General features: G+C 58.9%; 19 protein-coding genes. 8 read left to right on the plus strand and 11 right to left on the minus strand.

Annotated elements, in window-relative coordinates:
• The first annotated feature begins 31 nt into the window (after positions 1–31).
• The 4 genes from ETAA8_RS33880 (at position 32) to ETAA8_RS33895 (ending at position 4,286) form a co-directional block, all read left to right on the plus strand.
• Positions 32–1,096: a prenyltransferase/squalene oxidase repeat-containing protein gene (locus ETAA8_RS33880; RefSeq protein ID WP_145099823.1), complete on the plus strand. Its 1,065-nt coding sequence runs from the start codon at positions 32–34 to the stop codon at positions 1,094–1,096.
• A 26-nt stretch (positions 1,097–1,122) separates the two neighbouring features.
• Positions 1,123–2,406 carry an NPCBM/NEW2 domain-containing protein gene (locus ETAA8_RS33885; RefSeq protein WP_202921438.1) on the plus strand — a complete coding sequence of 428 codons (1,284 nt, stop codon included), beginning with the start codon at positions 1,123–1,125 and terminating at the stop codon, positions 2,404–2,406.
• Between the two features lie 195 nt (positions 2,407–2,601).
• The gene (locus ETAA8_RS33890) at positions 2,602–3,765 is read left to right on the plus strand and encodes a YfaP family protein (RefSeq protein WP_145099829.1); all 1,164 of its coding nucleotides are present in this window, start codon (positions 2,602–2,604) and stop codon (positions 3,763–3,765) included.
• Between the two features lie 95 nt (positions 3,766–3,860).
• On the plus strand, positions 3,861–4,286 hold the full coding sequence (locus ETAA8_RS33895; protein WP_145099832.1) for a CBS domain-containing protein: 426 nt from the start codon (positions 3,861–3,863) through the stop codon (positions 4,284–4,286).
• Positions 4,287–4,305: 19 nt separating this feature from the next.
• Here the strand turns inward: ETAA8_RS33895 and ETAA8_RS33900 are convergent, their stop codons facing one another.
• The 10 genes from ETAA8_RS33900 to ETAA8_RS33945 form a co-directional block, all read right to left on the minus strand.
• Positions 4,306–4,635: a gamma-butyrobetaine hydroxylase-like domain-containing protein gene (locus tag ETAA8_RS33900; protein WP_145099836.1), complete on the minus strand. Its 330-nt coding sequence runs from the start codon at positions 4,633–4,635 to the stop codon at positions 4,306–4,308.
• A gap of 122 nt (positions 4,636–4,757) precedes the next feature.
• Positions 4,758–7,019, minus strand: a complete 2,262-nt coding sequence (locus tag ETAA8_RS33905) for a transglutaminase family protein (RefSeq protein WP_202921439.1) — start codon at positions 7,017–7,019, stop codon at positions 4,758–4,760.
• 226 nt (positions 7,020–7,245) lie between these two features.
• The gene (locus ETAA8_RS33910) at positions 7,246–7,773 is read right to left on the minus strand and encodes a cold-shock protein (protein ID WP_145099842.1); all 528 of its coding nucleotides are present in this window, start codon (positions 7,771–7,773) and stop codon (positions 7,246–7,248) included.
• A gap of 74 nt (positions 7,774–7,847) precedes the next feature.
• Entirely contained in the window at positions 7,848–8,606 is a 759-nt protein-coding gene (locus ETAA8_RS33915; RefSeq protein ID WP_145099845.1) for a DUF4190 domain-containing protein, read from the minus strand.
• A gap of 20 nt (positions 8,607–8,626) precedes the next feature.
• On the minus strand, positions 8,627–10,096 hold the full coding sequence (locus ETAA8_RS33920) for a hypothetical protein (protein WP_202921440.1): 1,470 nt from the start codon (positions 10,094–10,096) through the stop codon (positions 8,627–8,629).
• A 564-nt stretch (positions 10,097–10,660) separates the two neighbouring features.
• A complete protein-coding gene (locus ETAA8_RS33925; RefSeq protein WP_145099848.1) occupies positions 10,661–11,059 on the minus strand; it encodes a hypothetical protein in 399 nt (132 codons plus the stop codon).
• Positions 11,060–11,381: 322 nt separating this feature from the next.
• Positions 11,382–12,107 carry an RraA family protein gene (locus ETAA8_RS33930; RefSeq protein WP_145099850.1) on the minus strand — a complete coding sequence of 242 codons (726 nt, stop codon included), beginning with the start codon at positions 12,105–12,107 and terminating at the stop codon, positions 11,382–11,384.
• A 107-nt stretch (positions 12,108–12,214) separates the two neighbouring features.
• The gene (cysK, locus tag ETAA8_RS33935; protein WP_145099853.1) at positions 12,215–13,180 is read right to left on the minus strand and encodes a cysteine synthase A; all 966 of its coding nucleotides are present in this window, start codon (positions 13,178–13,180) and stop codon (positions 12,215–12,217) included.
• Between the two features lie 466 nt (positions 13,181–13,646).
• A complete protein-coding gene (locus ETAA8_RS33940; RefSeq protein ID WP_145099857.1) occupies positions 13,647–13,826 on the minus strand; it encodes a hypothetical protein in 180 nt (59 codons plus the stop codon).
• Positions 13,827–13,875: 49 nt separating this feature from the next.
• Entirely contained in the window at positions 13,876–14,316 is a 441-nt protein-coding gene (locus ETAA8_RS33945; RefSeq protein ID WP_145099860.1) for a hypothetical protein, read from the minus strand.
• Between the two features lie 139 nt (positions 14,317–14,455).
• Here ETAA8_RS33945 and ETAA8_RS33950 point away from each other — a divergent pair, with 139 nt between their 5' ends.
• Both ETAA8_RS33950 and ETAA8_RS33955 read left to right on the plus strand, forming a co-directional pair.
• Positions 14,456–15,835, plus strand: a complete 1,380-nt coding sequence (locus ETAA8_RS33950; protein WP_238397637.1) for an alkaline phosphatase family protein — start codon at positions 14,456–14,458, stop codon at positions 15,833–15,835.
• A 266-nt stretch (positions 15,836–16,101) separates the two neighbouring features.
• The gene (locus tag ETAA8_RS33955; protein ID WP_145099867.1) at positions 16,102–17,172 is read left to right on the plus strand and encodes a prenyltransferase/squalene oxidase repeat-containing protein; all 1,071 of its coding nucleotides are present in this window, start codon (positions 16,102–16,104) and stop codon (positions 17,170–17,172) included.
• Between the two features lie 23 nt (positions 17,173–17,195).
• Here the strand turns inward: ETAA8_RS33955 and ETAA8_RS33960 are convergent, their stop codons facing one another.
• The gene (locus ETAA8_RS33960) at positions 17,196–19,943 is read right to left on the minus strand and encodes a dockerin type I domain-containing protein (RefSeq protein WP_145099870.1); all 2,748 of its coding nucleotides are present in this window, start codon (positions 19,941–19,943) and stop codon (positions 17,196–17,198) included.
• 435 nt (positions 19,944–20,378) lie between these two features.
• Between ETAA8_RS33960 and ETAA8_RS33965 the strand changes: the two genes are divergently transcribed.
• Complete coding sequence (locus ETAA8_RS33965) at positions 20,379–22,001, plus strand: prenyltransferase/squalene oxidase repeat-containing protein (RefSeq protein ID WP_145099873.1); 1,623 nt, start codon at positions 20,379–20,381, stop codon at positions 21,999–22,001.
• A 218-nt stretch (positions 22,002–22,219) separates the two neighbouring features.
• Positions 22,220–23,725 carry an anthranilate synthase component I gene (trpE, locus tag ETAA8_RS33970; RefSeq protein ID WP_391484801.1) on the plus strand — a complete coding sequence of 502 codons (1,506 nt, stop codon included), beginning with the start codon at positions 22,220–22,222 and terminating at the stop codon, positions 23,723–23,725.
• The last annotated feature ends 1 nt before the right edge of the window (position 23,726 follow it).

Below are 23,726 nucleotides of genomic sequence, written 5' to 3' on the forward strand. Positions count from 1 at the left end.
GCTTCGAATGGGTGGTTACAAGGACGCTCGCATGAATGATTCTCGCCGCCAATTTCTCGCCGCCGCCAGCAGCTTGCTCGGTGCCGGTTTTGCGAGCCAGTTCTCTGCGCCGCAGTTGCTGGCTCAACAGCCCCCCTTCGATATCGAACGTCTCGCTGCCCAACTCATCAAGCCTTCCACCCAGCAAGCCATTGACCGCGCACTGGCCTGGCTCGGTCGCCGGCAGAATGACGATGGCTCGTTCGGCGGTTCGGGTTACAGCCGCAACGTCGCGGTGGTCAGCCTGGCCGGCATGGCATTTCTGGCCGCGGGGAACACGCCAGGTCGCGGTGAATATGGCGGCAATCTGAATCGCTGCATCAGTTATGTCCTGAGTGCGGCCGACGAGAGTGGCTTCATTTCCATTCCCGCGACCGCCTCGCATGGGCCGATGTACGACCACGGCTTTGCGACGCTCTTCCTGGCCGAAGTCTACGGCATGACACCTGACTCTGACGTGCGCGAGAAGCTACATCGCGCCGTGCGCTTGATCGTCACCACGCAAAACAACGAAGGGGGCTGGCGCTATCAGCCCAAGCCGCTCGAAGCGGATATCTCGGTCACCATCTGCCAGGTGATGGCACTGCGTGCCGCGCGGAATGCCGGCCTGTTTGTGCCCAACGAGACCATCGACCGCTGCATCGACTATGTGAAGCGAAGCCAGAATGCAGATGGCGGTTTCATGTACATGCTCTCGGGCGGGCCGAGCAAGTTCCCGCGCTCGGCGGCAGGCATTGTCGCGCTCTATAGCGCGGGCATCTACGAAGGGGACGAGATTCGCAAAGGGCTCGAGTATATCTCGCAGCAGATTCCGCGGCCCGAGGACTTCAGTCGCGATACGCACGCCATGTATGGCCACTACTACGCGACCCAGGCCATGTGGCAAGCAGGGGGCGAACATTGGCAGAAGTGGTATCCGGCCATTCACGATGTCTTGCTGAAAGCGCAACAGGCCGATGGATCGTGGATGGATCTGATCTGTGCCGAATACGGCACGGCCATGGCATGCATCATTTTGCAGATGCCAAATAACTATCTGCCGATCTTCCAGCGCTGATGGTTGCCCCGCGATTGCAATTCTCGATGTTGGCGGCACTTTTACTGACTGCCCGCGTTCTGTTCGCGCAGCCGGTGGTCGTTCCCTTGGCAGTTCCCATTGAGGGGGCCCCCTTTGCTGCCACGCTGGCGGGGCTCGACTCGCAGCAGAACTTGAAGTGGAAAGTCGGTAACAAACTGCGGGTCATGCCTGCGGCCGAACTGATCCGCTGGGGGAGTTGGCGCGATGTCGAAACGGGTCCGCAAATTCTGCTGGCAACCGGCGGAGTACTGCGGGCCGACGTGCTGAAGCTAGAGGCCAACCAGTTGATCATTGGCGATGCGGCCGATCTCGGCGGCCTGCTATGGGACGAGTCATCACTGCCCATAGAAGCCGTCGCCGGTATTCTCTGGCAGCCGCCGGCCGATACTCTCACCCGCGATCGATTGCGGGCGAAGCTGCTGCAACTCCCGCCGGGTGACGATCAACTGCTGCTTATCGGCGGCGAAACGCTGAGTGGCACGCTCTTGGAAGTTCCGCTGGCGGGTCGCTTTGTCGATAACACCCGTCCCATCGCACTGCTGGGCGAAGTCTTTCAACTGCAAACTCCGCGCGCCGAGAAGCCACTGATCGTGGCTGCCAACAAAGTGCTCGCCATTCGCCTGGGCGCAGCAACCGTTTCGCAGCCGGGCGCCAGGCAAGCCTTCGCCCGCATCGGTTTTCGCGATGGCTCGTTGGTGGTTGCCAAGTCGATTGTGACGCGCGGCGAGAGCACTCACGTTCAGTTGCCGGGCGGGGGACAGCTCGTGGCCAACAATGCCTTTGGTGATGGCACTGCCGATTGGTTCTGGCAACAGGTTTCGCTGCTGCAACCGCTGAGTGAGCGCGTCGAATACGTTTCCGATCTGCAGCCGCTCGGTTACAAGCACTTGCCGTTTCTTTCAGGCCAATGGCAATATGGCACCGACCAGAACGTGCTCGGCGGGCAATTGCGCACGCGCGACCAGGTCTTCGCCAAAGGGCTTGGCATGTTTCCCGCTTCGCGATTGGCCTACGCGCTTGAGGGGAAATATCGGCGACTGCAAGGCTCGCTAGCCATTGATGCCCACGCCCGACTGAAGGGGAGCGTGGTGTTGCGCGTTCTGCTCGAAAACGACCAAGGAGTCTGGAGCGCGGGCTATGAAAGTCCGGTCATTCGGGGCGAGGAAGCACCGGTGGAGTTTTCGCTCGACGTGCGACAGGCACAGCGAATGGCCCTGCTGGTCGATTTCGCCGAGCGGGGGGATGAATGTGATTACGCCAACTGGCTCGATTTGCGGCTGATCAAATGAGCCGGCCTGCCGAGAAACGGGCAAATTCTTTGCAAAATCGGCCATTCCTGTGAATCTGGCGAAGAATGCTCCCGTTTGGCAGCGAACTTGCAAACCTGAACAAACGATGGCTTTTTCCTTCAGATTCGTATTAGAATAATTAGTGCCCGCTCGGCAAACCGTCTCATCTGGCCGCAGCAGGTAGGAGTTCGCTGTATGGACTCGGCACAAACAGCAACCACAGCTATCCCACTCACCGCGCCGAACTTGCGCGCGAGTGTCGCGGCTCGTCGTGCTGCCCGCGCCGCGTTGCCCGCTGTGCTACCGCCACCGTTGCCATCGACCAACGGAATGGAGCCCCTTCCCAAAGTGGATGGAGAAGTTCCGCGTCGGTTCGAACCGTCAGAGTCCGTAGAATCTTCCACCGATTGGCTCCATCGCAACACTAGCTTTGCGGTCAGCATGGTCGTTCACTTACTCCTCTTGATCGGCCTCGCACTCTGGGGTTTGAACGATACACCCAAGCGCGGCCACGTCGAGTTGTCCGCTGCTCCCACCGATGCCGAGCCCGAACCATTCGTGCAAATGCTTGCTCCCGCGGAGCCGGTTGCCGATCTCGACGAGATCCTCTCGCAGATGTCGGGCGATATGACCGACCTGCCCGACGCCGATAAGCTGGCGCTCGAAAACTTTTCGACCACTGCCGATGCTCCCGGCTCGTTCGACTTCAGTCGCGATGTAATTCCCAACGGCCAACTGATGCAAGAGTTAGGTGGCGGCGTAGGGAATGGCGAAGCGGGCGGCGGAACCGGTGGTTTGGGTGCCGGCCTGGAGATCGGCAACATGCTGCAGTTTGTCGAGCGGTTACAACGTGCCGGTGCGAAGTCAGGCGACGTGCAAATCTCGCTGATCTGGGACAACTACAACGATCTCGATTTGCATGTGATTACACCCCGCAACGAAAACATTTTTTTCGGGCATCGGCGGTCGCGTTGCAAAGGCGAACTTGATGTCGATATGAACGCCGGTGCCGGCACCACGCGCGAACCGGTCGAAAACGTCTACTGGGGAAAGGGGAAAGCTCCACTCGGCAAGTTCCGAGTCGGGGTGCATCACTTCCGCAATCATGGCGATGCCGACCCCACGCCGTTCGAATTACGAATCGTCGTCGATGGCAAAACGGAAATCGTCACCGGTGAAATCTCGGCGGGTAGCCCACGCTTAATCATGTACGAGTTCGAACGAAAAGCCAGCGACCGAATATTGAACCAGGGACCGGCGAGCCAGGCTTCTCCTTCGCCCAACGATGAATCTCCACTCCTCAGCAGACGCCGATTCTCGCCAGCCAATGCGCTGGAAAACATCCTGAAAAACGATTGACACTGCGGCGGCAGTCACTAAGTTGACAGGCACTTATCGTTGGCGCTCTAGCGCAGGGAATCTAGTCATTTACTGCAGATTTCGAGGGCCGAATCATGCTCGTTCGTGAAATTCTGGCGCACAAGGGTCATGCTGTTCACACCTGTCACGCCGACGACACTCTAGCCGACGTCGTCGCTTGCCTGATGCACCATAACTGTGGCTCGCTGGTCGTAATGGACGGCGACGAGATGGTGGGAATCGTGACCGAGCGCGACGTTTTGCGCAGCTGTGCCGAAGCCCGCGGCCCGCTCGATTTCGTCCAGGTCAGCGAACGGATGACCACTGAACCCATCACTGCCCGCCTCGACGACGAAGCTGCCGGACTGATGGGCGTGATGACTGAGCGCCGCATTCGCCATCTCCCCGTGCTCGAACACGGCAAGCTCTGCGGCATGGTCTCCATCGGCGACGTAGTGAAAGCTCATCACCACGAACTGTGCCAGGAGAACCACTACCTCAAGAGTTACATCTTGAGCTAGGGCTCCGGTGGACGGCAGCTTAGCTGGCCACTTGCTCGCCCAGTTCGCGAAGCAGTTCCAGCGTGAAGATGCCGGTATCGTGACCGTCGCTGAAGGCGATGTTGTAGGCGTAATTGCCCAGCGGCTGCATTTTGACAATGCGCAGCGGCTGCAGTTCCTCGTTCGTCAAAATTTTTAACGAACGGAGGTCGGCTGGCTTCGCGGGCTGAGAGTGTTTCTCGCGACAGGTGGCACACGGGCATGCTTCGCGCAACTGCTTGATCGGATACTGCCGACGCATGCCGTCGCTCCAATCGATCTGCAAGCGATCGGGGGAGGGGAGGCTGAGGCCAGCTGGTTGAGGAGACATAGCAGAAAGCAACGAAGGAAAGAACAGTCAAACCCAATGCAGCAGAACATAACCGCCAGAGTCCGATTCGGCCAGTGTCGCAACGGGCAAGCAAGCGCGACGGACACTTACCCGCTGAGCTACTACGGCACAATTCGCTCGGGCTTGTTCTCGCGAAAGAACTGCTGCATTTTCTCGATCTGCTCAAGGTCGATCCCTTCGGGCTTGTGCTCGAAGAACCAATCGAGATCGGCGATGGCCCCCTGCTTGCGCCCACTCTCGAAGCGAAGCATGGCCCGTAGGCCGCGCTCGCGCGCAGAGACAGGATCGAGCGTGATAATTGCTTGCAGATAGCGGAGCATCGCCTCGCGATCTTTTTTCTGCTGGGCGACACTGAGCAAGTTCTGCAACATCCGCAGCAGGATTTGCCGCTCGCTCACGGTGCGCAAATGCTCGGGCTGGATCGGTTCGCCCGTGTTGTCCTGCACCAGCTGGCCAGCTTCTTCTTGCGATAGCGCCTTGCCGCCATCGAACACATCGATCAATTGCGCGTCTCCTTTGGCCGGTTCGTGACGCACGACGAAATGCCCCGGCAGGCCGACGCCGACAACGTTCACATCGAGCCGACGGGCCAGTTCCAGATAGACGAGCGACAGCGTGATCGGCAGCCCTTCGCGATCGTCGAGCACCCGATTCAGGTAGCTGTTGGCTGCGTTGTAGTAGTCGCTGCGACTGCCGTGAAATCCCAGTTCGTCGAACAGCAACTTGTTCATCGCCGCGAGCTTGGCAGCATCGCTGATGGGCTTGTCCTTGTGCTCTTTGGCGAGTGAAGACTTGACTTCGCTGGCCAATCGATCGAGTTGGCGGACGTAAGCTTCGACTTCGATATCTTCTTCATCGAGCGTGGCAATCAGGAGCGCTGCCCGCAGCAGATCGACTTGCTTCACCTCGGGGGCAGCGATTTTTGCCAGTCGCTGGCACACGCTCGCGGCACGCACATCACCGGCCAACCGGCGCAGTTCCGTTGCTCGCTCGTCCAGTTCGCGGGCCCGTTGGCGCAACAGCTCGCTGCTGAGCGTGGCTTCGGTTTCAAGCTTGGCAAGTTGCTCGGGGCGAATGTCCTTCAGGTCCGGCAGGGATTCGATGGTCGTCGTCAGTGAATCGACCAAGTTGTTGTCGGTCTTGGCCGCGGAGACTTCTTTGCCAACTTCGAAACGGCGAAACTGCGCCACCGTTTGCCGAAACTTGGCGAGGCCGACCTGGCCTTTGGTGAACGCGCTATCGGTCGACTCCACCACCAGTTCGTCGTTGACGTAGCAGAGAAACTTATCTTTCTCGATCCGTACCTTGAGCCGATTCCACTCCCCCGCGCGATAAGCGGCGACCGGCTTTTCGAGCAGCACTCGCCAACTGAAGACATCGGAGCCTTCGAAGCGGCTGAGTCGCAGCTTGCCGTTGCTGGGATAAAAGCCGTAATGCTTATCGCCGCCATCGGCTTGAAACACCAGGCCAGCAGCGCCGGCTTCGTCTTCCATCAGCACGCTCACTGCCAATTCGTACGGCAACTCGGGGACCGCCGCATTCGACAAGCAGAGCGAGCGGCCACCAAAACCTTGCCCGAGGCCGGAGACGAGCAAGCGGCCACCCCGTTGTTGCCAGGTACTGCCGAACAGCGTGGTCCACTCTTTGGCATCGAGCGTGCCGATCGTCAGCCAGCGCTCAATGGGAACCGGATTGGGTTTTTCGAGCAGCGGGCGCAGGTCGTTCACACTCACCGCAAAACCGAGGTTGTCGGTGACGGCCGACTTCATCGTCATCACGCCCTGCACGCGACCGAGCATGTCGAGCACCGGGCCGCCGCTGTTGCCGGGCTCGACAGGAACCGCGAGTTGAATCAGCTTGCGATCTTCGACATCGCGCGTGCCGGAGACGACGCCCGCCACCACGCTGTGCTTGAGTCCGTGGGGATTGCCGAGCACGACAATCGCTTCGCCTTGCGCAAGCTTGTCGGCATCGCCCAGCGGCAGTGCGGGAAGATCTTTTTCGGCGACACGCAGAATCGCCAGGTCGCGATTGCGGTCGGTCGCGTGAATGGCTGTCACCCGCAAGTTCTTACCATCGGCCGTTTGCACGCTGATCGGTCGCGCTTCGCCAATCACGTGCAAGTTCGTGGCAATCAGCCCGCCGGCATCGACGACAAAGCCGGTGCCGAGACCTTGCTGGCCACCGTCGCGTCCGGAAATCGAAACGACGACGATCGATTGCCGCGCGCTCTTAGCGATTTCTTCAACGGTCTTTTTGTTGTTCCCTTTGTCTTCACCCAGCGCGAACGTACCCAAGAGCAGGCACGCGATGACAAGTGGGGTCTGCTGGACGGACCATGAGCGGCGCAGTGGTGCGGGCATGAGCATTCACTTCTCAAGTTGCAAGAGAGCCTGGGTCGCCAGCCGTAGGACGCGTTCGCCCCCCTGCTGCTGGGCTGGCAACAGTTTACTCCGCGCGGGAGCCGCCTGCTTGCGTTCCTCAAGCCAAGGTCGCTGCCGCGGATGGGATCTTCGAGCAGCTTCGTCAATTTCTTGACGAGCCGCGGTTCGACTTCACTTTAACCGGCGGGACTCACACGGAGCGGGCTTACTCGGTGGGTGGAGTTGCGGGCAATGTATCCGCAGCCGAGACGTCATCCGTGGGCAATTCGCCCGGCAACGGTTCAATCGGGCGAATCTCGGGCAAGGGCTTGGGCATTTCCTGCCCGACTTCGATCTTCCGCTTCCAAGTCGCTTTGCGCCCCTTCGACTTGGGATGATGTTTGGCGCGCATGGTATCGGGCAGCGGGGGCAATTCGCCGCCGGGGATCTTGTCGATCAAGACGACGATCGTGGCCCTAGGACCGCGCGAAGGGGTCTTACGCGCTTCGCGATCTTCGATCGAGACTCGTTCGAGTTCGTACTTTACCGGCTGTTCGGGCTGGATAAAGTCGAACCGCCCGTCTTGCACAGCCACTGCAGGAAAGAAGATATCGGGCCCGCGATCCGGCCGAATGAAGCCGAAACCCTTTTCAAATACCACGTGATGGATAATGCCGTAATTCATCGAGCCCAAATGTCTGCCAAACGAGGTGTGTAGCCAAACATCCAGAATATCGCGACGGCGCGTCTTCATCCAGGGCCAAAAACGGCCATTTGCCGCAGAGTGAAGTGATCCTTTCGCTCGCTGCGCGCAGGACGGGAGCTAAACTACTCGATCTTGTTGGCCTTCAGGTGGTAATAGACGGTCCCCACACCCAAACTCTGGTCGGGCACCTCCGAGGCAGTGAACTCGCCTGCCAGCTTCAAGCGGCGTAGTGCGTACTTCACTTTGTAGCGCGGATCGGTCACTTTCACTTCGATCATGTGCGTCGGCTTGGTCTGCTTATCGCCGAAGCAGCATTCTCCCAGGTCCGGCACCAGGATGAAATGATCGACCTTACCCATCTGGGCGATGAACTTGTGCGTGTAGCCTTTGACGAAGACTTTCTTGCCGTTCAATTCCAGCGCACTGGCCGGAAAAGCGCGTTCAGGCTCGTTGATGTAATCGGGCTGAAGTTTGCTAAAGCTGAGGCGGATGTGATCTTCGGGAAGTTCGGTGAAGTAGATGTAAGTGTGCATCGCCGCGCCGGAGACGAAGATCAATCCGCTGAGCACCGCGCCAAAGAGTGCCACGCCGCGCCCCGTGTATTCCAGCGGATAGCGGCGAATCGCCTGCAAGGCGATCAAGCCCATCACTAAGCCGGCCAAGGCAACCACCAGCATGGGTTCGAACAAGTAGCCCAAGAGCGATACGACTGCCAAGACAACCGACACCACAGCGCTGCGACTGAGCGCGCGGTAGGGCATCATCTCGGCTTCGTCGCCATAGAGAGGCGAAAGCGCTGGGGAATTCGGCTTGGCTGAATTTGCTGCATTCGCAGCTGTCTGTTCAGTCGATACGTTCGAAATCACGGCACTCGTACTCATGATCGGTCCCAAACCAACTACTAACCCAAACCGCGCAGCACCCACCATTGCACCACGAACATGACCAGACCGATACCCCACGGTACGCTGATCAACAGCCAACGGTTCGGCGAGGCGAGCGGAATTGCCCGAATTGCTGCGGCCGGCGGTGCACCCTTGTTCACCACGGCGGCTGTTTCTGCCGATTGCACGGCCTTGGCCACTTCCTGCGCGTTGATTTCCTGGTCGTCGGCCGGGGGAACCGGCACTTCGTAAGACGCGGTGGCCGTTTCGCCATTGGTTTTCGCATCGAGCGCGGGGATCATGGCCGCTTTCTTCGGATCGGGAACCGCGGGGGCGGGATCGCCGGGGAAGAACGTATTGGCCCGCTTCACCGAAGCGGGATCGATCTTCTCGCATTCTTTGAGCAGATCCTTCGCCTTGGCCAGCGGACACTTGCGCAGGTAATTAATCACCGGCACGCGGACCCAGGTGCTCTTCTCGTCGGCATTCTTGAACAGCTCGAACAGCTGGTCGACGGCTGACCAATCTTCCCAGCCCGCGAGGTCGGGAATCACCAGGTCGGCCAGTTCGGGCCGATCGAGCATGTACTTAAGCCCGACGAGCAAGCGCTCTTTCTTAATCACGCCACCTTCGGTGCCATGAAAGCGAAGGGCCATGATGGCGGAATAGGTATCGGCATAGTCCGACTTTTTGTTCTTCAGATACAGGTCTTCGACCAGTTCCATGCCAGTCTCGCCCTTGAGCGTGAGGTAGCAGGCGATGAGCGCGTCGAGCCCCGAACGGGATTTGCGATCGGTCGACTTCATCGCCGCTTCGAGCATGGGGAGATCGTCTTTGGTGCCGCAGACGCCGAGCATCACCAGGTACAACCGGCGACGACTTGCGGGGATATCGGCATTTTGAATCCACGAGACAAGCTGCTCGTGATTCATGTGGGGCTTAAGATCCTTGATGGTCGTGTAGGGTGCCTTGGCGAATTCGTCGTAGGCATCGCGAGCCAGCATGTCGTCTTTGTCTTCCAAGTAATTTTGGAAGAACATGTATCGCTCGTTGCCGTCTTTGGGCAACTTGGTGATCTTGCCGATGTAATCTTGTGCGCGGGGCGAGAGGAGCAGCGGGGTCGACCACATGGTCTTGGGCGGATCGATGCCCATGACCAGGAAGACGCTGCCGGGTTTGCCATCGCCGAAGTAGATCGTGTCGATCTTGTCGCCCACGCGGGCAGACTTTTCGCCTTTCACGATTTCCGTGATTTCGAACTTGGCTTTCGCCAGCTCTTCGCTCGAGTTGTCACTCGGCGGCGGTAGGTGAACCAGCTTGGCGATGGCGACAACGTCCATCGAGGCCATTTCTTCCGAGAATGTTTGCGCGGTGGCGCTACAGAACGGGCAAGCGACCGCTGCTGACGAAGTCAGAGGGAGTAGCCAGCTGGCGAGCAAACCAAACGCGACCAGCGGGCCGAAGGGGCGTGCCTTCAGGTCATTCATAGCGACATTCCTCACCGCGAAAACAGGGCATCCCCGCATGCCGCAGCTCGCGGCCCGAGAATTCATCCACTCTACCTGATTCTAGGCGAAACCCAAGATCGAAGCTACTGAAAGCGGGCCAACCGCCAGCTAGCAATTGCCGGATTTTGCGGGTTATGCACCGGGCGAAAATGGTTGAAGCGACTAAAGAGGTTCGCGCATGGGCTCATTTTCCGAATCGGGTCTTGCGGGTGCAGGAGTTTCGAAGGGAGCGATTTCGGTTAGCGGTATTTGAGAGTTGACTGGATCAGGCTCGGGCGGTCGGGAACTGTTGCGAAGGGCTCGGAACGAGCACAGGGTTGGCATAAATAACAGAAAAACCAAAACGGCCGAGATTGCGAACGTGGAGACCGGCCCCAGAGACCTTCGTTGTGGAGTCGCGTTCTCGCTCGGTTCCGCGGGCGACTCATAGGGATTTAGATCCATTCGCCTACCCAGCATCGCTACTTCGTCGGCAAAACCCGTTTGCCTAGCGAGGTGCCAACAACACGCCCGGCGAAGGTGACGAATTCCTGAGGATCCATCTCAATCAAACACCACACTTAGTCTGGGATAGTTGAATGGGCCAGCAAACATGGGCTCAACTCGTCGATGCCATTCCAGTCGCTTCTCCAGTAACTCCGCAGTTGTTCCCGCACCCTTCACGGTTACCACGAGGAATGGAAACTCAGGCATTTCGGGATCGACGAGGACTTCAATCGAAGGTTCGTTGCCGAACATCTCGCGCGCGACGCGCAGCGATTCGGCAATGGCCTCTTCGCTCACCAAATCGAGCTGCGACTCGTTCCCGGCATGTTTCTTCAACTGCTCGCGCAGCTGCACAAGTTCCAGCTCGAGCGCGGCGGTCTTGGCCTTTTGCACGGCCAGTTCGTGCGCGAACTCTGCGGGCCAATTGGAAGTGTTGGGAGATTGCGCACTGCTCATGAGATTGGTCCTGGCAGATTGTTTCGGCCAATTCCAGCTTATCTAGGGTACTGAGCGGGATCAAATCCGCGAGTTTGCACGACGGGTGGTGCACCAGCTCCGTTCACTCTTTCCAATGTTGGTCGCGAGGTTCGACGCCGTCGCCTCATCCGCTCTTCAGGTGATGGAACTATCCATTGGAGCAGCATCGCAAGCATCAACATTCCAATCAACACTTCGACGATCGTAAACGTCGGCCATCTCCAAATAATCCATGCACGCTTTGCGCATGGAATTGAACTCGGTGATTCATACGGATTGAAATCCATAGGCCGCTCGGCGTTTACTTCTTCCGCGAAACTCGCTTGCCCAGCGCGGCGGCAACAGCTTGGAATTCTTTACGGAGCTTGTCGTATTCGCCCATATTCTTCGGGCCGGGGGCTTTGGTGTAGTTCATCACAATGTCTTCGGCAGCGAGGAATTCGGTCGCGACATCGGCAATCTCGCCCGCGATCTCCAGCGGAATGCTGGTCACGCCGTTGGCGTCACCGTGCAGCAGATCCCCTTGATTCACCATCAATCCGCCGACTCGCACCGGCAAACCCAGGTGCAGCATGTGGCAGTAACCGTGCGAGCAAATCGACGAGCCGGTGAAGACGGAGTACTTGAGCGCCTTCACTTGCTCCAGGTCGCGTCCCGCGCCATTGGTGATGAGGCCGGCCGAACCGAAGGCCTGATAGGTCGAGCACATCACTTCGCCGAACACGGCGGCTGCCGGTGGATCGTCGAGATCTTGAAACACGACCATCGCTGGCCCGGGCAACGCGGCGAACTGTTCCAGCTGCTTTTGCAAACTGCCGTAGGCATCGCCACCCTTGGGTGGAGCATCGCTGCGAAATGCGGCGGTGCAGGCGTAGCCGATGACCGGCGGAAACTCCGGAAAATTGCACTTCACGCGGCCATCCATGTAACCCAGATTGCGCGGAATCACATCGAACAGCTCAATCACGTTGCAGATGGTCGGGGTATCAAATTTCGTCAGCTTCTGCAGGGCTTCAACAGATAACATGGTGGGCTCGCGGGGTGGGGATGTTTAGATTTCGAAGTCTTGAGTTCCGAGACAGAAGTAAAGGTACCATGCCTTTACTTTTGCATTCTGCGTTCTTACTTCTGGGTTTATTCTGGGTACAACTGCGTCGACAAGTATCGCTCGCCCAGGTCGGGGAGGACAACGACGATTAGCTTGCCGGTGTTTTCGGGGCGCTTGGCCACTTGAATCGCAGCCCAGGCGGCAGCACCGCAACTGATGCCGCAGAAGATGCCTTCTTGTGTCGACATCTTGCGCGCGGTCTCGGCGGCGTCTTCGTCTTTCACCTGCACGACTTCGTCGATAATGTTCACGTTCAGCACGCCGGGAATGAAGCCCGCGCCGATCCCTTGAATCGTGTGGCGGCCGGGCTGCAGTGGCTTCCCTTCGCGCTTTTGGGTGATCACCGGGCTGTTGGCCGGCTCGACCGCGATCGCCTTAAAGCTGGGCTTGCGCGACTTGAGCACTTCCGAGACGCCAGTAATGGTGCCGCCGGTCCCCACGCCCGAAACGAGAATGTCGACCTGGCCGTCGGTATCGCGCCAGATCTCTTCGGCGGTCGTCTTGCGGTGAACTTCGGGATTGGCCGGATTGTTGAACTGCTGTGGCACGAAGTACTTGTTGGGATCACTCTTGGCGATCTCCTCCGCACGACGCACGGCGCCGGGCATTCCTTCGGCCGCCGGAGTGAGAATGATTTCGGCCCCCAGCGCCTTCAGCAGGCGGCGACGTTCGACCGTCATGCTTTCGGGCATCGTAACCGCCAGCTTGTAGCCCCGGGCTGCGCAGACATAAGCGAGTCCAATGCCCGTGTTACCGCTGGTCGGTTCGATGATGACGGTGTGCGGCTTGATTTTGCCGTCGCGTTCGGCCGCTTCGATCATGGCCCGGGCAATCCGGTCTTTCACGCTCCAGAGCGGGTTCATGTTCTCGATCTTGCCGACCACGGTCGCCACGCAACCCTCGGTCACGCGCCGCAGCTGCACAAGGGGCGTGTTGCCGATGCACTGGGTGATATCGGTCTTAATGCCTGCGGGAAGAGTTGCCGATGCCATCCTCGTGCCTCCGTAAATTCATCGCTCGTGCCGCCCATGCGGCGCGCGTGAAGCCTGCTGCCTGAACACATCCGAAGCGGGCGAGTATAGCAAAGCTGGCGAAATAGGGTCAACGCGACGGGTTTGGAGGTGGTGTCCGGTTTTGGATGACTATTCTGGTCATCACCGAAAATGATGAAACGAAAAATCCTCTTGCGGCCAAGCTGCCGGTCTCACTTTCCTGTCGATCTGCTCAATGGGCCAAAATAGTGTGGGAAGCACAATGTCACTGTCGAGACGATAGTGGCACCTGAATCCCATCAGCCCGCTTCCAGGTGCGGGCATAGTGAGCCTGCCATCGGGAACGACCAGTGCCAAATAGCTGCCCACGTACAGCACTGGCAGCAGCAACAAGATGGCTGCGAAAATCGGCGCGGCGGTAGAGCGCGGTTTGTCCATCACAGGTATCTACCGAGTTCCACCAACGCTAGAAGGTCGCGCCACGATCCCAAGGACGAAACAGCGTCAACCACAGGGCAATGCCGGTCAGCAGAATCAGCAGCGACAAAAGTGAACATCGCCCGTTGCTAACGAAGAGTCGCTGCCAAACGTAAATTGCCGCCAGGGGAGCAAACACTTCGAGGTAATTGGGTCCGAGTCCGAACATACGCCCGATTCTACCCGCGCGAAACAGCCCTGCGAGCACTAATTCCGCCTTACATCCTGGTCGCGAAATAGGCCGCTTGCCCGGCGATGAGCGCGGTCCAGGCGAAGTACATCCAGCTGGCAAAGCGATAGCGATACCAGGGGCCGATGGCGAGCGGCAGCAACGCGGTGAGTACCCAGCAAATGGGAATAGCGGTGACCAACCAGGGATGCCGTTGATATTGGAAATAGCCCAAACTGCGGCGGAGATTAATCGGCCCGGGCAAACGCTGTGCGACCAGCCCGCCATCCTGCGGAATCAACTCCAGGTAAGGATAGATCGAGTACACGAGGGAACCGCGGGCGAAGCCGAGATAACCGCGCACCCGCGGCCCGTGACGAAGCGTCCGATGAAAGTAGCCAACCTCGGCGACCAGGCTCACGCACCACAAAATCAGCAACAAACAACTGACGATGGCCGGCACATACTTCAGCGGGTAGAGCAATCTCATCGTCCCATTCTAGCTGGACTGGCTCCGCCTGGTACTCAAGACACGGCGCGCTGCAAGTGAGTTAACCAGCGTGGCGAGTTGGGTGGGGGGCGACTATCATCCGACGTGTTGTTGCTGATTTGAAAATGTTGAGGTGCCTGTGCCCCCACCCCTGGTCTTGATTCTGGCTGTCGGTCTGACGAAGAAGCTGCTGGGGGGCGCGCGCCGGTTGAATGAGCTGGCGGCGAAAGGTTGGACGCGCGAACTGCGAGAGATTGTGCCGGCGGTGACGTGCTCCGCTCAGGCGACGATTCTCACAGGAGTGCAGCCCGAACAGCATGGCGTGGTGGGAAATGGCTGGCTCTATCGCGAAACACAAGAGGTGCGGTTTTGGCAGCAGTCGAATAGCCTCATCCAAGCAGAGCCCTTGTACGCCACCGCGCGCAAGGCAGCCGAGGCGCGGGGCGAGAAGTTTCGCGCCGCGAAGTTGTTCTGGCAGTTCAATCAGGGATCGGACTGCGAACTGAGTGTCACGCCGAAACCGTATTACGGCGCGGATGGGAGTAAAGCGTTTGGTATCACCGGCACCCCGGACGGGCTCTCGGCGAGATTGGAAAAGAAGCTCGGAGCGTTCCCGTTTCCCGCCTTCTGGGGACCGATGGCGGGTTTGCCGAGTAGTGCCTGGATTGCCCAGGCGGCAGCTGAAGTCCTGACGAGCGAGCGACCCGATTTATCGCTCGTCTATTTGCCACATCTCGATTACGACCCGCAGCGGTTCGGCCCTTCAGGAAGCGATATGCCGCGGCTGGTGCGCGAACTGGACGATGCTTGTGAGCCGCTGCTCGACGCGGCGAAACGGGCCGGGGCCCGCGTGTGGGTCGTCAGTGAGTACGGCCTGGTCGATGTGCAGCAGCCCTTGCTCATCAACCGCAAATTGCGCGAGGCCGGTTTGCTTGCCGTTCGACCTGGGCCCTTCGGCGAAATTCTCGAAACGTTTCTCAGCCGGGCGTTTGCCGTGGTCGATCATCAAGTCGCACACATTTACGTCAAACATGCCGCCGACCTGACACGCACGCGCGAACTTGTCGCCGCGCTGCCCGGTGTGGCCAAGGTATATGCCGGCGAAGAGCGGGCAGCGATTGGGCTGAATCATCCTCGCGCCGGTGAACTTGTCGCGATGGCCAATTCAGATAGTTGGTTCGCGTATCCGTTCTGGCTCGACGAGCGCCACGAGCCCGATTATGCCCGCACGATCGATATCCACCGCAAGCCGGGCTACGACCCGTGCGAAATGTTGTTCGATCCGAAGCTCATCTGGCCCAAGGGGCGCGCTGCGTTTCGTCTGGCCCAGAAGAAACTCGGCTTTCGTGCGCTGTTCGATATCGTCCCCGTCGATCCGGGACTCATTCGCGGCAGTCATGGCTTGCCCACGGCCGACCATCGCCCCATTCTCATTGGCGATGGACCGGATCCTGGCCAGGACTTGGCACTGACGGCAGTGAGGGACCTGGTGCTGCGGGAGCTAGGAGCTAGGGGCTAGGGGCTAGGGGCTAGGGGCTAGGGGCTAGGGGCTAGGGGCTAGGGAAATACGGAGTAAATACAGAACGAGTTCGCGCCTGATGAATGTTCTTCTCTCCCGAACCCCCAATTCCCAATTCCCAGCCTCTGGTCCCTTCCCACCTTCACTCTTCCGCCCGCGCTGGCTTTCAGTGATAATGCGACTGCCGCTCGGCGAGGGCTCGTCTTATGGGAACGCCGCTCCTGTCCGCTCTTGCCCGCTGCGGTTGTCATGCAAGGTGCCAGACCATGCAAGTCGCTAGTCGTCGTCGATTTCTTGCTACCGGGTCTGCTTCAGCGCTCGCGCTTGTCGCCGCTCGGGCCGCGCAGGCTCAAGCACCCGCCACCGAACGAGCCAGCGAAACGCTCACGCCCGAAACGCAGCGAGCGGTCGATCGCGCGCTCACCTGGCTGGCCAAACGGCAAGTCGGTTCCGGCACGCACAAGGGTGCGTTCGGGCAGTCTGGCTATCAAGGTGGCGTCGCGGTTTGCAGTCTCGGCGGACTGGCGATGATGTGCAGCGGCAGTGCTCCTGGGCAGGGGCCGTTTGGCAAGAATATTGATCGCTGTGCCGAGTTCCTCTGCACGTGCGTTTCCGACGTGGGCTACATCTCGCAGCCCAACCATGGCCAGGACAATATGTACGGCCACGGCTTCGGCACGCTCTTTCTGTCCGAATACTACGGCATGTCCGATCGCCCCGACCTCGATGCCACCGTCGGCGAAAAGCTGCGCAAGGCGGTCAAGCTAACCTGCGAATGCCAAAACGATGCGGGGGGCTGGCGCTACGAGCCGCGCAAGAGCGACGCCGATCTGTCGATCACCATCTGCAACATCATGGGGCTACGAGCGGCCCGCGATGCTGGCATTCACGTCCCCGATCCGGTGCGCAATAAGTGCATCGAGTATGTCAAGAAAAGCCAGAACAGCGACGGCGGCTTCCGCTATCAAATCAGTCATGGCGGCGGCAGCACTTTCCCGCTAACGGCAGCTGGCGTGGTCTCGCTCTATAGCGCGGGCATCTACGATGGCGACCAGGTCGAGAAGGCGCTCAAGTACTTGTTGAGGTACATGCCCGGCAGCAGCGCGAGCGCGAGTGGCTATTTCTTCTACGGCCATTACTACGCCGTGCAAGCGATGTGGCATGCCGGCGGCGACTACTGGACCAAGTGGTATCCAGCCATTCGCGACCTGCTTCTCAAGCGTCAATCGGGCGACGGCAGCTGGGCCGATAGTGAAGTCTGCCCCGAATTCGGCACCGCTATGGCCTGCATCATCCTGCAGATGCCGAATAACTTTTTACCAATCTTCACGCCATAGAGGCGAGGCCGGACCTGCGGGCATTATTCCGCTTCAGCCAGTAGCTCGGCGAGGGCGATGTCAGCTGCTTCGCTGTGCGAGACTTCGATGTCTTCGCCACTGCTGTTCGAGGCTACATAGGAATTCAGGAGCAGGAGTTCTGCTGCTGGATCGAGTGGCAGGAAAACCTGGTTCGCGCTGGTTTCTTCACCAGCGGAGCCGCTGTTTGTCGACGAGTTGCTGAGCAGCCCTGGGGCCACATCGAACGAACTAGTATCTTCGCCTGCGGACGGGACAAACTCTGGCGCGACGACCGAGCCAACCGGATTCGCGTTTAAGTAATTGATGATGGGGAGCGCGTCGAAAGCGGTGACGCGGCCATCGGCAAAGACGTCGAGATAAGGTGGCGGCCCGCTGGGGCCCGGTGCTGGCAAGAGCTTGGTAATGGGATCGGCAATCCGCGGGGAATTCAGTTCGTTGATGATTTCCAGGGCATCGAAGGCGGTGATGACATTGTTGCCGGTGCTGTTGTTAACGTTTAACGCATTGGTGGGATTTTGCCAGGGAAACGCGTTGTTAAGGGTGGCGCCCAGCAGCAGGTCGTAGGTGCCCGTGGCGCCGGATTTGGCCGTCACTTCGACGTAATAGTCACCGGCCGTCGCGACGACGAAGTTGGTCACGAACGAATCATCGTCGACCTTGGTCGTGCCGTTCTGGCCGATCGAGTTATTGCCCAGTAGCGTGTTATCGCTTTCGTACAGCAGCGTGGTGCCATCGGCGGCGAAAATCTTGATGACCGTATCGATGGCTAGCGGGACAGTCTCTCCATACACCTCGGTAGCAAACGTTTGCGCGGTGATTTTGTCGTTGGCCGCCAAGGTCAGTTTGTACAGATCCTTCTGGCCGCCGACGCCAATCGTGGCTCCCTGGACCACACCGACCTTGAAGCTCGCGCTGCCGCTGGTTGTTGTCAAAGGGACTACCTGAGCGGTGGCAGTCGTGGCGTGAGCTGTGCCTACTTCAGGAACCGTGGCAATGGTCGAGGTATTAAGCCAATGCCCCATTTGCAACTTGGCGAGTGCCAAAGGAGAGAACTTGAACGTGGGAGTTCCGTTAAACGTCGACATGCTAAACCCCAACGCGGGGTCGCCAGACATGAAGTCCTGATACTGAACGCCCCCAGTGTTGGCATAATTTGCACTGGTGATTTGCGAATAGCCGTAAGCATCGCTGCTGCTCAAGCCCAGGCCGCGGCCGGCTTCTTGAGCGATATAGAACGTGAGGATGTTCTCCAAAAAGCGGAGCTGATTGGCGCGGGTCAAGGTGCTGAGATTCAGGCCGTCGAGGCTTTGCTTGATTAAGTCCGGAAAAACGTGCCCGATGCTGGCTTCGTTAATGTTCAACCAGTCGAATTCGCCTTGACCCAAGGGGCTCGTCAGGGCACCCGGCACGCTGGCTGAGATCTTGCCGACCTTGATCGTCTCGAAGCGAGTATCGCCGGGTGCGACGCTGGTGAAATTGATCGTCACGCCCGGAAAGGCGTTCTGCAGCCGCGTCAAAATGTTGGCCTTGAGCGTGGCCAACTCGCCGCCAGTCGTAGACGAGAGCTGGGGGATGCCGCGCGCGGTAGCCACTTCGCGCATCCGCTCGTTGAAGTCATCGCTCGGACTCGAATCTTTACCGAAGTCGACGAACACCGTCACCGGCGGCAGCGTCACCAGGCTCCGATAATTGACGGGGAACGTGTTGGTGCCGCCGTACGTTTGGCCGGCCATGGTGACGATTTCTTGCTCGGTGAACTTCGTCAGGTTTTCGCCATAGCCGACGTTCAGGCCTTCCATAATCGCGTTGGCGATGTAGGCCTGATAAACCGTGTGCGGAAGGTTGGCCTCGTTTGTGGTGCCCACCTCGTTCACAAAGAGATTCGTTTTGGCGTTGCCCGCGGCGTTATCGAAGATGCGACCGCCGATGTTGCGAGTCGTGATGGGGGCGAGACTGGTGCCGAATATGGTTTCGGACAGTTTTGCCAGATCGACCACCGGCACGTGATATTTCGCGCCGATCTGCTTGATCCGAGTGTTGATGGTGTTGATGACGGCTGTCACCAGACCGCGCTTGGAAGCATCAGGAAATTCTGCGCGGGCGTGAGGAGTGACGCCGGGATCGGGAATAGTCGTGAGGATGGTTTTGGTCGCTACCGAAGTGAGCGTCGACAGAGCACCTTCGATGTTCGAGGTAATCGCCTGAATGACGTACTGATCGATTTCGCTGGCGTTCTGATATTCACCGAGATAAATCTTGGCGTACGCGTCCTTGAAGTCGTCGTTGCTGAGGGTGGTTCGCGAATTGGGCTGCAGATCGATATTGCCGACCATCAGCACCGCGTGACTGAGATCGCCCTCGGCATACTGATCGATGATGCCGATATCCTGCGATTGCAGCAGAAGTTCGAGGGTCGTGGAAACACTCGAGGCCCAATTGAACGCAGTTCCTTGGCCACGATGCTCGAATGGGTTCTCGGTAGTAGGAAGGAAGGGTCCGGGAGAGCCTACATCGACCCCCTTTTTCAAGCGGAGCAAGTCGACCCAGTTCTGTGCGAAATTCACAGTCCCATTAGGATCGTAATTCTGCCCAGCGTACTGGTCATCACTCCAAGAGTCTCCTGCCACTCCCAGCCCCAAGATGGCCATGAGTTGACGCAATTCGAGGTCTTCAAACAGCAGCCGACGGGCCTTCTGTCGAGTGGACTTGAGGGCTTTGGGCGAGCGTTCTGAGTGGATGAATTCAGGCATGGTGCAAAGAACTTGAACAGAAGAGATGGTTGCCTGGACGAGCAAAGCGAAGGGCTGCGACCAACGTCCAGCTTATCTGTCGCCTGAAAAAGATGCGAGCAACTGGTAACGAAACTTCATGAAAAGGGTGGCATTTGAGGTCGCTGCAACCGGAATTTTCCGCACCGGCCCGGGGAATAATTCGCAGGGTGAGTACCGAATGGGTTTTGGAACGTTATGGGTATGGCAAGAAAAGCGACAAACCTGTCGATTTTTCTTCCTTGCGTTTGCCGGAAAAGCGGATAGCTTAGTAGCTGATGCTGCATGGTTTACGCACTTCGGGTCGCCGTAAAGTGTGACCAGGCAAGCGGTAAGTCCCCCTGAATACATTCACAAACCGAACTTTCTCCCTGCTTTTTTCCTTGAATTTCGGTTCGGTGGACGGAGTTAAGAAGAATGAGCACGACATCGCCCAGCTCTCCCGCTCCTGGCAATGCTCCGCGCGCTCGCGCTTTGGCCTCGGCACCAGTCTCCCAAGCGATGCCAGCTCAACCGGCCCCTGCCCAGCCCGCTGCTGAAGAAGAGGCCGCCGAAGAGGAAGTTGCCAGTAGTGGCCTAGGGTCTGGCTTTTTCAACAAGATGACCAGCTCGTTGGTGAGCTTTGTGGTTCACTTTGTGGTGCTCGTGATCATGGCACTCATGGTCGTCCCACCACCGCCAGATAACAGCAAATCGATCGCGGTGAACTCGGCCCCGACCCCCAAAGAAGAAAAGGTCGAGGAGTTTGAAGAAGAGAAGGTTGAACTCAATCTGGACCAGACTGTATCTACCGAACAGACGAACATCGTGGCGCAAGTTGCCACCGAAATGACCGAAGCGGTCGAAACTCCTTCGCCAGCGATGGACGTCGACGCGGCCCCAATCTCGGTCGAATTGAGCGACTTCGGCGAGCAAACCGCTCCTAAGAACGACTTGATGGCCACGATTGGTTCCTTCACCGGCACCGGCGTCGCTGGTCGTGGTGAAGCAGCCCGTGGTGCCATGGTGGCCAAAGCCGGCGGCAACGACGCCAGCGAAGCAGCCGTCGCTGCTGCTCTGGAATGGCTGGCTAATCATCAAATGCCGGATGGCGGCTGGAACTACGATCACCGCGTTGGACCCTGCAATGCTCGTTGCAATCACGCTGGCACCCTGACCGATTGCCGCACCGGTGCGACCGCTCAAGCGCTGTTGCCATTTCTCGGTGCCGGTCAAACCCACAAAACGGGTAAGTACAAGAAGAACGTCGAAGCTGGCCTGTACTTCCTTACCCAGCAGATGAAGGTCAAGACCCAGATGGGTCTGCAGTGCGGCGACCTCGCTCAAGGTGGCGGCAGCATGTATTCGCACGGTATGGCCGCGATCGTGCTGTGCGAAGCCTACGCGATGACGCACGACAAGGGGCTGATGATGCCGGCCCAGTTGTCGCTCAATCACATCGTCTACGCTCAAGACCCCGTTGGTGGCGGTTGGCGGTATGGTGTCCGCACCCCGGGCGATACCTCGGTCGTAGGTTGGCAGTTGATGGCTCTCAAGAGCGGTCACATGGCTTACCTGCAAGTGCCGCCGGGAACGATCGTCGGCGCGAACAAGTTCCTCGACTCGGTGATGAGCGACTACGCTTACTACGGCTACACCGATCCAGGTCGCGGGCAAGCCACCACGGCCATCGGCATGCTTTGCCGCATGTACCTGGGCTGGAAGAAAGATCACCCGGGCATCGAAAAGGGGATCGAATACCTCAGCAAAACCGGCCCTTCTCCGGGCAACATGTACTACAACTACTACGCCACCCAGTGCATGCGTCACTACGAAGGGGAACATTGGGACAAGTGGAACGTCAAGATGCGCGACTCGCTCGTGAAGTCGCAAGAGAAGGACGGCCACATGAAGGGTAGCTGGGCCATGAAGGGCGATCACGGCACCGAACGTGGCGGCCGACTCTACTGCACGTCGATGGCCACCATGATTCTCGAAGTCTACTACCGCCACATGCCCATCTACGGCAAGAACGCTGCCGAAGACGAATTCCCACTCTAGTCTTCCCTATCTCTACTCCCTCGCCTCGGTACTCCAGGGAGAGGGGCTGCAGCTCAATCAACTAAGTCACCTCTACAATCCAAAACCTCTAAGCCCCGCCCACCACGCGGGGCTTGCTCGTTTCTTGCCCGACCTCCGCGCGAACACTCCACCCGCCACCGCGTCTTCCCTTCCTAACCCCAATCCCGCCGAAATGATCGTCTGCTAAGATATTTTCCATGCACAACTCGCCTCATCTGCCCGAAATGCCTACGGCCGAAAAGTTGGCTGCCGGCAAGAAACTGGTTCCCGTTTATCGCCGGCTGTTAAGCGATTCCCTCACACCCGTGAGCGCGTTTCATTTGCTCGACGACGGCGGCTATGCCTCGTTGTTCGAAAGTGTGATCGGCGGCGAAAAGGTCGGCCGCTATACCTTCCTGGCGATGGCTCCCTTCTTGTCGCTGACTGCTCGTGGCCAGCAAGTGAAGATCACGAGCGAGCAGGGGGAAGAGACGCTCACGCTCGAAGATCCACTGCTGGAACTGCGTCGCCGCCTGGCTGAGTTTCCCGCTGCACACTTGCCAGAGTTGCCGCCATTCACTGGCGGGGCGATTGGCTACTGCGCGTACGACGTGGTGCGCTACGTCGAGAAGACGCTTAAGCATCCGCCGCAAGACGATCGGCACCTGCCCGACCTCTGTTTTGGCCTGGTCGACCGGATGGTCGTGTTCGACAACGTCAACAAGACGCTCTATGTCATTGCGATGGCCCGCGTCGATAAGTTTGCCGGCAACTTTGCCGCCGCTTATGAGGACGCCCAGTCGCGTGTCGATGAATGGGTTGCCAAGCTATCGCAGCCCGCGCCATTGCCCCCCGCCGATATTCACCCGCTCAAAAAGCTGAGCTTGCAATTTCGTTCGAACACCACGCAGCAGGGCTTTGAAGATGCCGTGCGAAAGTGTGTCGAGTACATTCGCGCGGGCGATATCTTTCAAGTCGTGCTTAGCCAGCGATTGCAGCTGGAATTGAACTGCGAGCCGTTCGAAGTCTATCGCACGTTGCGGGTCGTGAACCCCAGCCCGTTCATGTTTTTCCTGCGTACACCGGAGACGACTCTCGTCGGTAGTTCGCCCGAGATCATGTGCCGCGTCTACGACGGCCGCGTGACGGTTCGCCCCTTGGCAGGTACTCGTCCGCGTGGCGAAACTGATGAAGCCGATAAACGGCTGGCCGAAGAATTGATGGCCGATCCCAAAGAGCGGGCCGAGCATGTGATGCTCGTCGACCTGGGGCGCAACGACGTGGGCCGCGTCGCGCAGTTCGGCAGCGTGAAGTTGTCGGACGTCATGGTCATCGAGCGGTACAGCCACGTGATGCACATTACCTCGAATGTGACCGGCGAATTGCGCCCAGAACTCGATGCCTTCGATGCGCTCAAGGCGTGTCTGCCGGCAGGAACTGTTTCCGGCGCGCCAAAGGTGCGAGCGATGGAAATCATCGACGAACTCGAACCGCATCGCCGCGGGCCTTATGCCGGCGCGGTGGGGTACATCGACTATGCCGGCAACATGGATACCTGCATCGCGCTCCGCACGCTCGTCGTGCAAGGGAACCAGGCTTACGTCCAAGCAGGGGCGGGCATCGTGGCCGATAGTAATCCCACCAGCGAGTATCAAGAGACGCTCAACAAAGCCCGCGGCCTGCTCTTTGCAATTGAATCGACCCAGCAGCGAGCAGCCGATTAGA

Origin of the sequence: Anatilimnocola aggregata, from assembly GCF_007747655.1 — a bacterium.
In the GTDB taxonomy this organism is placed as follows: Bacteria; Planctomycetota; Planctomycetia; order Pirellulales; family Pirellulaceae; genus Anatilimnocola; species Anatilimnocola aggregata.

Bases quoted from the DNA above. Each gene is read 5' to 3' on its own strand.
- ETAA8_RS33880 (WP_145099823.1), top strand. From the start codon at position 32: ATGAATGATTCTCGCCGCCAATTTCTCGCCGCCGCCAGCAGCTTGCTC.
- ETAA8_RS33885 (WP_202921438.1), top strand. From the start codon at position 1,123: ATGTTGGCGGCACTTTTACTGACTGCCCGCGTTCTGTTCGCGCAGCCG.
- ETAA8_RS33890 (WP_145099829.1), top strand. From the start codon at position 2,602: ATGGACTCGGCACAAACAGCAACCACAGCTATCCCACTCACCGCGCCG.
- ETAA8_RS33895 (WP_145099832.1), top strand. From the start codon at position 3,861: ATGCTCGTTCGTGAAATTCTGGCGCACAAGGGTCATGCTGTTCACACC.
- ETAA8_RS33900 (WP_145099836.1), bottom strand. From the start codon at position 4,635: ATGTCTCCTCAACCAGCTGGCCTCAGCCTCCCCTCCCCCGATCGCTTG.
- ETAA8_RS33905 (WP_202921439.1), bottom strand. From the start codon at position 7,019: ATGCCCGCACCACTGCGCCGCTCATGGTCCGTCCAGCAGACCCCACTT.
- ETAA8_RS33910 (WP_145099842.1), bottom strand. From the start codon at position 7,773: ATGAAGACGCGCCGTCGCGATATTCTGGATGTTTGGCTACACACCTCG.
- ETAA8_RS33915 (WP_145099845.1), bottom strand. From the start codon at position 8,606: ATGAGTACGAGTGCCGTGATTTCGAACGTATCGACTGAACAGACAGCT.
- ETAA8_RS33920 (WP_202921440.1), bottom strand. From the start codon at position 10,096: ATGAATGACCTGAAGGCACGCCCCTTCGGCCCGCTGGTCGCGTTTGGT.
- ETAA8_RS33925 (WP_145099848.1), bottom strand. From the start codon at position 11,059: ATGAGCAGTGCGCAATCTCCCAACACTTCCAATTGGCCCGCAGAGTTC.
- ETAA8_RS33930 (WP_145099850.1), bottom strand. From the start codon at position 12,107: ATGTTATCTGTTGAAGCCCTGCAGAAGCTGACGAAATTTGATACCCCG.
- cysK (WP_145099853.1), bottom strand. From the start codon at position 13,180: ATGGCATCGGCAACTCTTCCCGCAGGCATTAAGACCGATATCACCCAG.
- ETAA8_RS33940 (WP_145099857.1), bottom strand. From the start codon at position 13,826: ATGTTCGGACTCGGACCCAATTACCTCGAAGTGTTTGCTCCCCTGGCG.
- ETAA8_RS33945 (WP_145099860.1), bottom strand. From the start codon at position 14,316: ATGAGATTGCTCTACCCGCTGAAGTATGTGCCGGCCATCGTCAGTTGT.
- ETAA8_RS33955 (WP_145099867.1), top strand. From the start codon at position 16,102: ATGCAAGTCGCTAGTCGTCGTCGATTTCTTGCTACCGGGTCTGCTTCA.
- ETAA8_RS33960 (WP_145099870.1), bottom strand. From the start codon at position 19,943: ATGCCTGAATTCATCCACTCAGAACGCTCGCCCAAAGCCCTCAAGTCC.
- ETAA8_RS33965 (WP_145099873.1), top strand. From the start codon at position 20,379: ATGAGCACGACATCGCCCAGCTCTCCCGCTCCTGGCAATGCTCCGCGC.
- trpE (WP_391484801.1), top strand. From the start codon at position 22,220: ATGCACAACTCGCCTCATCTGCCCGAAATGCCTACGGCCGAAAAGTTG.